Source organism: Pseudomonas syringae, from assembly GCF_001698815.1.
In the GTDB taxonomy this organism is placed as follows: domain Bacteria; phylum Pseudomonadota; class Gammaproteobacteria; order Pseudomonadales; family Pseudomonadaceae; genus Aquipseudomonas; species Aquipseudomonas syringae_A.
This window is the reverse complement of record NZ_LGSI01000023.1, coordinates 18211-28451: the sequence shown is the minus strand read 5'-3', so window position 1 is coordinate 28451 and position 10241 is coordinate 18211. Positions and strand designations below refer to the sequence as shown.

General features: G+C 59.5%; 8 protein-coding genes. 2 read left to right on the top strand and 6 right to left on the bottom strand.

Features of this window, described 5'->3' with window-relative positions; translation table 11 throughout:
- Positions 1–283: 283 nt before the first annotated feature.
- Complete coding sequence (locus AFK24_RS07035) at positions 284–1432, top strand: MalY/PatB family protein (RefSeq protein ID WP_065832574.1); 1149 nt, start codon at positions 284–286, stop codon at positions 1430–1432.
- Positions 1433–1510: 78 nt separating this feature from the next.
- Here AFK24_RS07035 and AFK24_RS07030 read toward each other — a convergent pair whose 3' ends face one another.
- From AFK24_RS07030 to AFK24_RS07010, 5 genes are all read right to left on the bottom strand, one after another.
- Positions 1511–1756, bottom strand: coding sequence for a hypothetical protein (locus AFK24_RS07030; RefSeq protein WP_065832573.1), 246 nt, complete (start codon positions 1754–1756; stop codon positions 1511–1513).
- Positions 1757–1936: 180 nt separating this feature from the next.
- Positions 1937–3487 carry a TerC family protein gene (locus tag AFK24_RS07025; RefSeq protein ID WP_065832572.1) on the bottom strand — a complete coding sequence of 517 codons (1551 nt, stop codon included), beginning with the start codon at positions 3485–3487 and terminating at the stop codon, positions 1937–1939.
- 380 nt (positions 3488–3867) lie between these two features.
- The gene (locus AFK24_RS07020) at positions 3868–4974 is read right to left on the bottom strand and encodes an acetoin dehydrogenase dihydrolipoyllysine-residue acetyltransferase subunit (protein ID WP_065832571.1); all 1107 of its coding nucleotides are present in this window, start codon (positions 4972–4974) and stop codon (positions 3868–3870) included.
- Positions 4971–5990, bottom strand: coding sequence for an alpha-ketoacid dehydrogenase subunit beta (locus tag AFK24_RS07015; protein WP_065832570.1), 1020 nt, complete (start codon positions 5988–5990; stop codon positions 4971–4973). The genes AFK24_RS07020 and AFK24_RS07015 overlap by 4 nt, the downstream gene beginning before the upstream one ends.
- 56 nt (positions 5991–6046) lie before the next feature.
- A complete protein-coding gene (locus AFK24_RS07010) occupies positions 6047–7024 on the bottom strand; it encodes a thiamine pyrophosphate-dependent dehydrogenase E1 component subunit alpha (RefSeq protein WP_065832569.1) in 978 nt (325 codons plus the stop codon).
- Positions 7025–7329: 305 nt separating this feature from the next.
- Here AFK24_RS07010 and AFK24_RS07005 point away from each other — a divergent pair, with 305 nt between their 5' ends.
- Entirely contained in the window at positions 7330–9246 is a 1917-nt protein-coding gene (locus tag AFK24_RS07005) for a sigma-54-dependent Fis family transcriptional regulator (RefSeq protein WP_065832568.1), read from the top strand.
- On the opposite strand, the gene AFK24_RS07000 is transcribed toward AFK24_RS07005, so the two are convergent.
- Complete coding sequence (locus tag AFK24_RS07000) at positions 9243–10022, bottom strand: acetoin reductase (protein ID WP_065832567.1); 780 nt, start codon at positions 10020–10022, stop codon at positions 9243–9245. The genes AFK24_RS07005 and AFK24_RS07000 overlap by 4 nt on opposite strands.
- Positions 10023–10241 lie beyond the last annotated feature (219 nt).

The following is a 10241-nucleotide window of genomic DNA, read 5'->3' as shown; positions in this document are numbered from 1 at the left end:
CGGTCCTACCGGGCCGATGCAAAACCGGTAAGAGGGGACTTGTCCCCGAGACGCCAGCCCCGCCCACCTCAATCCACCTGACCCACCTTCATTGCCTGCGCTAATGCGGTTTTGTTCGAGCGAGGCTTGCCCGCGAAGGCGTCATCTCAGGCGAAGAATATGTCGACCGAAATTGTGATTCGCGGGCAAGCCTCGCGCCAACAGGCGTCCAACAGCCCTCGGCTCTGGACCCCGACCGTCCGCGCGACTAACCTGTGCGGCACTTTTGCCCACTGAGACCGCCATGACGATCAACCTGGATACCGTATTCGAGCGCCACGACACCGACAGCAAGAAGTGGAGTCAGTACCCGGCCGATGTCCTGCCGATGTGGGTTGCGGACATGGATTTCCCGGTAGCGGCACCGATCATCCAGGCCCTGCACAAGCGCATCGAGCATCCGCTGCTCGGCTACGGAGTCGCACAGGACGCTTTGCGCCAGGCAGTTGTTGCCCATCTTTGGCAAGCCTATGCCTGGCGTGTGCAACCTGAAGAATTGATATTCCTGCCGGGTGTCGAGCCGGGCTTCAACATGGCGCTGCATGCACTGGTCCCGGAGGGCGCGGGCGTGGTGCTGCAAACGCCGAATTACGCGCCGCTGTCCAAGGCCCCCAATCACTGGCAACAGCCCCGCATCGAATTGCCCTTCAAGGCCAATGTCGAGGGCGGGTATGAAACCGATATCGCGGCACTGGACAAAGCCCTGCAAAACGCTGGCGCCCTGCTCCTGAGCAATCCGCACAATCCGCTGGGCAAAGTGTTCAGTGGCGAGGAGCTGCACCTGATCGGCGATGCCTGCGTGCGCAACGACGCGCTGGTCATCTCCGATGAAATCCATGCTGACATCCTGTTCGACGGGCGTCGGCATATTCCCATTGCATCCCTCAGCCCGCAGATCGCCAAGCGCACGGTCACGCTGATGTCGGCCAGCAAGGCGTACAACATCGCCGGATTGAAGACCGCTTTTGCGGTTGTTCAAGACGAGCAACTGCGCAAACGCTTCACCCATGGTCGACTCGGCATGGTGGACAGCGTCAACGTGCTGGGCATGGAAGCGACTCGCGCCGCGTACAGCGAAGGTGGCGACTGGCTGAAAGCCGTATTGGCTTATCTGCAGGACAACCGCGATTTCCTCGCCGAGGCCGTCAAGACGCGCCTGCCCGGTGTGGTCATGCACCTGCCGCAGAGCACTTACCTGGCGTGGCTGGATTGCTCGGCACTGGGGCTGGAAAATCCGCAACAGTTCTTTCTCGAACACGGCAAGATCGCGTTGAGCGCAGGCGCGGAGTTCGGCGACGATTGCCAGCAATTCGTACGCTTGAATTTCGGCTGCCCGCGCTCGCTGCTTGAAGAAGGACTGGCGCGAATGGAACGCAGCCTGCGCAATCGCTGAAGCAAACCCGTTTCCAGCAGACAAACAAAAGCCCGGTTAACCGGGCTTTTTGGTTTGGATCCGTTAGACAACTCGCAATCAATAACGCTGATATTGCGAACCGAACTCTTTGCGGTTTTCTGCCACCAGGACCTTGCTGTCCAGTTGCAGGTAAGCACGATCAAAGGTTTTGTTGCCCGCAGCGGCGGCATGTACATCAGCGATCTGGGTGGAAGCCTGGGCAACCACAGGTTGTGCAACAGAAGTAGCCGATTGTGGGCTGGCGAAGGCTGCAGTGGCGGTCAGGACCGAAAAGGCAAAGCTCAGGGCGATGGTGCGTTTCATGATGTGTAACTCCAGTAAGTGGTTTGGTAAGTAGTCATCAGGTGAATCGTTGCGTTGGAGCCAAATCTAATGGCTGCCGCGCCTGATGAAAAACCACCGTTACGCATACTGATTATCAATCGGGCTGATCCCTCGCCGACAGCGCAACACTGCGCCGCCGACAAGGGCGAGCCAGAGCGGTTACTCGGTTTTGCGCAATGCAACCCTCGTCACCCGGCGCTCTTCGACCCCGACCACGGTCATGTTCCAGCCTTCCCAATCGAGCTTGTCACCGGTGCGCGGCAGGCGATCCAGCAGGCTCATTACCAGCCCGGCAACCGTTTGGTAATCCTCGGTGGCCTTGGCCTGAAAACCGGTTCGCTCGCGCACATGGTTGAGGTTCAGTGCACCGGAAACCACGAAACCACCCTCCTCGGCAACGATGTCCGGACCTTCGATCTCACTGGCGTCCGGCAGTTGACCGGCAATGGATTCGAGAATGTCGGTCATGGTCAGCAGACCAATGAAATCGCCGAATTCGTTAACCACGAACGCAATGTGCGTCGACTCCTTGCGCATCTGCTCCAGGGCGTTGAGGATCGTGAAGCTGTCCAGCAGATTGATCGCCTTGCGCGCCAGGTTTTCCAGATTCGGCTGGTTGCCAGCCAGCAATTCCTTGAGCAGCTCCTTCTTGTGTACGAAGCCCAACGGCTCATCGATGCGCCCTTCGCGAATCAGCGGCAAGCGCGAATACGAGGAATGCATCAACTTCAGATTGACCTTGTCGGCATCGTCCGCCAGATCGATGTGATCGACCTCGGCGCGCGGGGTCATGACTGCGCGAATCGGCCGCTCGGCCAGTTGCAGTACGCCGCTGATCATCACCCGCTCGCGGCGGTCGAACACGGCTGCAGTCTGTTCGCCTTCAAGCATGTCGGCGATTTCCTCGCCCACCTCGTCCGCATCAAGCTTGCGGCCGCCCAACAAACGCATGACCGCATGGGCCGTGCGTTCGCGCATCGGCCGCACGCCGTGCAGCGAACGTTTACGGCGCATGCGCGCGACCTGGTTGAACACCTCGATCAGGATCGAGAAGCCAATCGCCGCATACAGATAACCTTTGGGGATATGGAAACCCAGGCCTTCGGCGGTCAGGCTGAAACCAATCATCATCAAAAAGCCCAGACACAACATAATCACCGTCGGGTGCGCATTGACGAAACGCGTCAGCGGCTTACTGGCGATGATCATCAGGCCGATGGAGATCATCACGGCGATCATCATCACCGCCAGATGCTCGACCATACCGACGGCGGTAATCACCGCGTCCAGGGAGAACACCGCATCGAGCACGACAATTTGCGCGACGATGGGCCAGAACTTCGCGTACGTCGAGTTGCTGGTGCGTTCGCTGACATGCCCTTCGAGGCGTTCATGCAATTCCATGGTCGCCTTGAACAGCAGGAATACGCCGCCGAACAGCATGATCAGGTCACGCCCGGAAAAGCTGTGCTCGAAGACTTCGAACAGCGGCTGGGTCAGCGTAACCATCCAGGAAATACTGGCCAGCAGGCCCAGACGCATGATCAGCGCCAGGGACAGGCCAATGACTCGCGCCTTGTCACGTTGTTCGGGTGGCAGTTTGTCGGCAAGAATCGCGATAAACACCAGGTTATCGATGCCCAACACCAATTCCAGCACGATCAGCGTCAGCAGGCCGAGCCATGCCGTAGGATCAACTATCCATTCCATGGGTTATTGGCTCACTTGCGGGCAAAGGTAGGATGATCGCGCACGCCCATGACATTCAATCGCTTGGGACGACAGGACAAAGGTCAGCCGGGACGAGGGTCGGAACAGGATGTTCGGAAGATGTGATTCGCGCGCCGGGGCGCAATTCGGGGTCAGGCAAAGGTTGCCAAAGGCGGAGCGACTGGGAGGCTCCTGAACGGTATTCATACAATCCTGAAATTGATTACGGGCCGTGATCCTACAACGAGCCGGGCATTTTCTTACTTAGGAAAGTATTACAAAACATTGACATCAATACGCCTGCATCAACGCTTCAGACCCGATAAAGCACAATCAGCAACGTGAACGCCCCGGTGCTTATCACACCGGGGCAACACTTTTTACAGGTCTTTCAAAAAAACCTCTATCAAGCGATTGACCTGCTCGGCAGCTTCCATCTGCACCATGTGTCCCTGGGTCGGGAGGATTTCGACCTGTGCCGACAATCCTTGTGCATGACTGACCGGGATGATTGCATCGTCCGCCCCCCAGATCACCAGGCTTGGCTTCTGCTCCACTTGTGCGCGTAGCCCGGCAGCCTGTCGTGCATCCGGGAACAGCTGACCAACAAGCTGCCGCAAGGCACTATCAACGCCCTCGAGCCGCTTGAACTTGAGCATGTCTTCAAGCATTTGCCGGTTGACCAACCCAGGATCGCTGAACAACTTCACCAGCTGTGGCCTGAGGGCGTTGCGGTTGTTGGCGTCGATGAAACCCTGCAAATACTCCCCGTTGATCTCGGTGCCCAGGCCTGCACTGGCAATCAAAACCAGGCTGGCCACGCGCTGGGGCGCCAGTCGAGCGATGTTCAGTGCCACTGCGCCGCCCATGGAGTGCCCGGCCAGATGTGCCGTGTAGATATCCAGATGATCCAGCAGCGCCAGTACGCTATGGCTCAACTCATCCAGATCGCCGGTACGCAAGGTCTTGCCAGACTCGCCATGCCCGGGCAAGTCCAGGGCGATGACCCGCCGATCGGTAGCCAAGGCCTGATGATTGAACAACCAATTGTTCAGGTCGCCACCGAAACCATGGATCAGCACCAACGGCGTACCACCCTCGCCCAGATCGAAGTAGCGCAAGGTTCGCCCCTCCAGCTCGATTTTTTGCGCCGCCGGGCCTGACGATTCGGCTGCATCGGTAGCGGGCACGAACTCGGCCTGGAAACGCTCGATGACTTCCTCGATCTGGGCATCGCTGACCTCACCGTCAACGATGATCGCCAATAGAGCTCCGACCGAAAGGGTCTCATCCGGACGCGCCAGCACCCGTTTGAGTACACCGGAGAACGGCGTTTCCACACTGCTGGAGATCTTGTCGGTTTCGACATCGAGCAACTCATCGCCCTTCTCGACCCGGTCACCTTCCTGCTTGAGCCAGGTGTCGACCCGGCCTTCGGTCATGGACAAACCCCACTTGGGCATGGTCAGGGTATGAATCTGGCTCATGCGGCACTCCTTTTCTCGCTGATCTTGCGTACCGCAGCTTCAATTTTTGCGGCGTTTGGGATGTACATGTCCTCAAGCGCATCGGAAAAAGGCACCGGGGTGTGCGGCGCTGTGACCATTTCGATGGGCGCCTTGAGGGAATCAAAGGCCTTTTGCGCAACCATGGCACTGATATCGGTGGCCATGGAACAGCGCGGATTGGCCTCATCGATCACCACCAGCCGGCCGGTTTTTTCCACGCTTTCGAGGATGCTGTCCTCGTCCATGGGGCTGGTGGTGCGCAAATCCAGCACTTCGCAATCGATGCCCTGGCGCGCCAGGTTGGCCGCGGCTTCCATGGCCAGATGCACCATGCGGCCATAGGTGACCAGGGTGACGTCATTGCCTTCACGGAGGAAATTGGCCTCGCCGAACGGGATGGTGTAAAGCTCTTCGGGCACATCACCCTGCATGCTGTAGAGCATCTTGTGCTCGCAGAAAATCACCGGATCGTTGTCGCGAATCGCCTGAATCAGCAACCCCTTGGCATCGTACGGCGATGACGGACAGACCACTTTCAAACCGGGGATATGGGTCCATAACGAGGTGAGCATCTGCGAATGTTGAGCGGCGGCACGCAAGCCGGCGCCTACCATGGTGCGGATCACCAGCGGCGTGACGGCCTTGCCGCCGAACATGTAACGAAACTTGGCAGCTTGATTAAGAATCTGGTCCAGGCAGCACCCGGCAAAATCGACAAACATCAGTTCGCATACCGGACGCATGCCTTGGGTAGCCGCCCCCACGGCCGCGCCGACGTAACCTATTTCGGACAGCGGCGCGTCCAGTACCCGACCGGGAAACTGCGCATACAACCCTTTGGTGACACCCAGCACACCGCCCCAGGCATCCTGTTCGCCGGGGGCGCCTGCGCCGCCGGCCACGTCTTCGCCAATAATGAACACGCTGGCATCGCGACGCATTTCCTGGGCCAGGGCTTCGTTGATTGCCTGCTGATAAGTTATTTTTCTAGCCATGATGATTGTCCTTTTGTTCTTGTTTTCAGATGCGTGGAGGCACGGTCAAAAGCGGGTCACGGATAACTCACGTAAACATCACTGAGCAGATCAGCCAGTTGAGGTTTTGGATCGGACTTGGCCAGGCGCACCGCGTCTTCGATCAATTGCTCGATTTCCTGATCGATCACCGTCAGTTGGGCGCGTTCCAGCCAGCCGTTTTCGATGCAGCGCTGGCTGAACTGCTCAAGACAATCATGGGTGTCGCGCAGATTCTTGACTTCATCCGGGCCGCGATAGGTCTGGGCATCGCCTTCGAAATGGCCGTAGTAACGGGTCAGCTTCACTTCCACCAGGGACGGCCCCTGCCCGGCCCTCGCGCGTTCGATGGCAGCGCCCGCTGCGGCGTGTACCGCGAAGAAATCAAACCCATCGACGGTGACACCGGGCATCCCGAAGCCGATGGCGCGGTCGGCGATGTCCTTGCAGGCTACCGACCAGTTGGAAGCGGTGGCTTCGGCGTAACCATTGTTCTCCGCAACGAAAATGCATGGCAGGTTCATGATCGAGGCCAGGTTCATGGCCTCGAACACCGCGCCCTCGTTGGAGCCACCATCGCCGAAGAACGCCACTGCAACACCTTGGGTGCCCTTGAGCTTGGCAGCCAGGGCAGCGCCTGCGGCCAAGGGCGCGCCAGCCCCGACGATACCGTTGGCACCGAGCATGCCTTTCTCCAGATCGGCAATGTGCATCGAGCCACCCTTGCCGCCACAGACACCGGTTTTCTTGCCGTAGATTTCCGCCATCATCCCGTACACATCCACGCCCTTGGCGATGCAATGGCCATGGCCACGGTGATTGGAGGCGATGCAGTCATCGTCGCTGAGATGGGCCATGACCCCGGCCGCGCTGGCCTCTTCGCCTGCATACAAATGCACGAAACCGGGAATCTCGCCGGTGGCGAACTCTATGTGCAGACGCTCTTCGAAATCCCGGATGGTGCGCATCACTTTGTAGGCGTGCAGCAGCTGATCGGTGGACAGGTGAGTGGACATATTGTTGTTCTCCAGGTTGTCTCGACACTCGGACGCCGGATGATTCCAGCGCCATGAGCGGAGCAAACACGGGGCCAACGCGTGACATTTGCTTCTCAAGGCCCGTGCCAGAGCCATCCAGCCGCTTTGCAAAGCAATGATTGACGGATCAGGATGAGACGCTGCATCTCGACGTATCCTCATAATCGCTGTCACCGTGAGACGCTGCGTCTCAGCGATGGGCGGCAGAGTTCCCGACTTGTCGCAGCCAGGGGTTGAGCGCCTAATAGCCGCTATAACAACAATGATCGAGAACCGGAGGCCCTATGCTCGCCGCGAACTCCAGAGCCCATGTCGACTGCGTCAGTCGTATGGTCAAAAACGCAGACCGCCTTCCCCAGGTGCCGGTGCCACCGTTGATTTTTGATTCCTGGCGGCGCTCCCTCGAGCAACATCATCTTGATCCCGGCTCGCTTCAGGGCCCACGTATCCTCTCCACTACCTTGCTCAAGGAATGTCGCGAACGGGCTGATCTGTTCTTGCGGGTTGCCAGCGAAGAAGTGGCGCAGCTGCATGCCCGCGTGCGGCATGCCGACTATTGCGTACTGCTCACCGATGCCCTGGGCCAGACCATTGACCATCGGGTAGATCCTGGGATTCGCAGCGATTGCCGCAAAGCCGGTCTGTATCTGGGCACCTGCTGGTCGGAAGCGGAAGAAGGCACCTGCGGCGTGGCCACGGTACTGACCAGCAAGGCGCCGGTGACCGTGCATAAACGCGACCACTTCCGCGCGGCCTTCATCGGCCTGACCTGCTCGGCCGCACCGGTTTTCGATCCGCAGGGTGAACTGCTCGGCGTTGTGGATGCCTCCGCCGTGCAATCCCCCGATGACCGCCGCAGCCAGCATCTGATTCGGCAAATGGTCGCGCTGAGTGCACGGTCCATCGAGAACGCGTTCTTCATGCACAGCGCCCAGGGTCATTGGGTCCTGCAAGCGCACAGTACCCAGGGTTATGTGGACAGCCAGCCGGACCTGCTATTGGCCTGGGATCGTGACGGCCGCCTGCACGGCATCAACAGCAAGGCGCGTCAGGCCCTGCGGCTGCGCTTTGGTCGGTTACCCGAACACATCAGTGAGGTGTTCGATCTTGACGCCTTGCGCCACGCCGTCGATGAGGCGCCGCAGACGCTGAACTGGCAGGCAGGCGCAGGAACCCTTCAAGTTCGCGTCAGTGCGCCACGCATCCGACCCAGAACCCGGATATTGACCGGTGAAGCTGATGATCACACCCGGCCGGACCCGCGCATGGTGGATAACCTGCGTCTGGCGGTGCGCGTCAAGGATCGTGACTTGCCCATCCTGATTCAGGGAGAAACGGGCACCGGCAAGGATGTCTTCGCCCGCCAGGTTCACGATCACAGCGCGCGTAAAAACGGGCCGTTCATTGCCCTGAACTGCGCAGCGATTCCCGAAAGCCTGATCGAGAGCGAATTGTTCGGCTATACCCCTGGCGCATTTACCGGTGCGTCCAGCAAGGGCATGAAGGGATTGTTACTGCAAGCCGACGGCGGCACGCTGTTCCTCGATGAAATCGGTGACATGCCCCTGGCCTTGCAAACCCGATTGCTGCGCGTGCTGGCTGAAGGTGAGGTCGCACCGCTTGGTGCATCGCGTCGACAGCGGGTGGACATTCAGGTGATCTGCGCCACACACCGCGATCTCAGCGCCATGGTGCGCAGCGCGCAATTTCGCGAAGACTTGTATTTCCGTCTCGGTGGTGCCCGCTTCCAGCTGCCACCGCTGCGGGAGCGCAGCGACCGTCTGGCATTGATCAACCAGTTGCTCGCCGAGGAAAACCAGCATGCCAGCCTACCCGTTGGCTTGAGCGCGGCGACTCTGGAACGCCTGCTCAGCCATGGCTGGCCGGGCAATATCCGCCAGTTGCGTCACGTGCTGCGCTACGCTTGCGCCGTCTGCGACGGGGCGACGATCCAGATCAGCGACCTGCCGCCGGAGCTGCGCGACGAAACATCCCTGACTGCTCATACCGCGCAGGAAGCGGTCAGCCCGCAGCGACAGCTGTTGCTGGATGCATTGATTCGTCACCGCTGGCAACCACGGGAAACCGCCCAGGCCTTGGGCATCTCCCGGGCTACGCTGTACCGCCGCGTGAATCAGCATGGGATCGAGATGCCGCGTATGCAGCATCGCAATCAGTCAAGCGAGGCACGCAGCCTCTAGCGATACACCATGCCGCCATCGATCAACGGTGCCTGGCCGGTCATGTAGTCCGCATCGGGACTGGCCAGGTAAGACACGAAACCCGCCACGTCATCCGGGGTTTCTGCGCGCCCCAAGGCAATGCCGTCCACGTATTTCTTGTAGGTGGCGCCGACTTCGGCACCGGTGATGTCGGCCATGCGCTGGTCAATCTCGACCCACATATCGGTGCCCACTACGCCAGGGCAATAAGCATTGACCGTAATGCCATCGCTTGCCAGCTCTTTCGCGGCCGCCTGGGTCAAGGCCCGGACTGCAAACTTGGTCGCGGAGTACACACCCAGCAGTGCAAAACCTTCATGGCCTGCGATAGAACACGCGTTGATGATCTTGCCGCCCTGCCCGAGAGACTTGAACTTCTTGCCCGCTGCCTGGATTCCCCAGAGCACGCCCTGCACATTGATCCGAAGAATCCGGTCGACTTGTTCGGGTGTCACCTCCAGCAGAGACTCGACCTGAGCCACACCCGCGTTGTTGACGATGATATCGAAGCCGCCGAGCGTGCTGTACGTATGTTCAACGGCGGCGACGACTTGATCCAGCTGTGAAACGTCAGCGACGAACACCGTGGCTTTGCGTCCCAACTCGGCGATTTCTCCAGCAACCTGATTGATCTTGGTCGCATTGATGTCAACCAGCGCGACATCGGCGCCATCGCGAGCAAGACGCAAGGCGATGGCCCTGCCAATGCCCTGGCCGGCACCTGTTACCAGCGCGACTTTTCCGTTGATACTCATAGCGGTCTCCTCTTTTTATGGAATAGAAGACCTTGTATGAGAGATCTTTCGGACCGCGTCGAGCGGCGCTGCAGCCAATGAGTTCGATGAGACGCAACGTCTCAGCCGTGCCCGGCGAGCCTCAAGAACCGTCGCCATGGGTCAATTGATTTGAACTTCCGGGCGTGGCGCGTGCCGACTCTATAAGCGTCAGGCAACCCGCCGGGCGATTGTGGAGAC

What these genes read in the sequence shown, in the direction of transcription:
- AFK24_RS07020 (WP_065832571.1), bottom strand. Translation starts at nt 4,974, where the DNA reads ATGAGCCAGATTCATACCCTGACCATGCCCAAGTGGGGTTTGTCCATG.
- AFK24_RS07000 (WP_065832567.1), bottom strand. Translation starts at nt 10,022, where the DNA reads ATGAGTATCAACGGAAAAGTCGCGCTGGTAACAGGTGCCGGCCAGGGC.
- AFK24_RS07010 (WP_065832569.1), bottom strand. Translation starts at nt 7,024, where the DNA reads ATGTCCACTCACCTGTCCACCGATCAGCTGCTGCACGCCTACAAAGTG.
- AFK24_RS07035 (WP_065832574.1), top strand. Translation starts at nt 284, where the DNA reads ATGACGATCAACCTGGATACCGTATTCGAGCGCCACGACACCGACAGC.
- AFK24_RS07015 (WP_065832570.1), bottom strand. Translation starts at nt 5,990, where the DNA reads ATGGCTAGAAAAATAACTTATCAGCAGGCAATCAACGAAGCCCTGGCC.
- AFK24_RS07030 (WP_065832573.1), bottom strand. Translation starts at nt 1,756, where the DNA reads ATGAAACGCACCATCGCCCTGAGCTTTGCCTTTTCGGTCCTGACCGCC.
- AFK24_RS07005 (WP_065832568.1), top strand. Translation starts at nt 7,330, where the DNA reads ATGCTCGCCGCGAACTCCAGAGCCCATGTCGACTGCGTCAGTCGTATG.
- AFK24_RS07025 (WP_065832572.1), bottom strand. Translation starts at nt 3,487, where the DNA reads ATGGAATGGATAGTTGATCCTACGGCATGGCTCGGCCTGCTGACGCTG.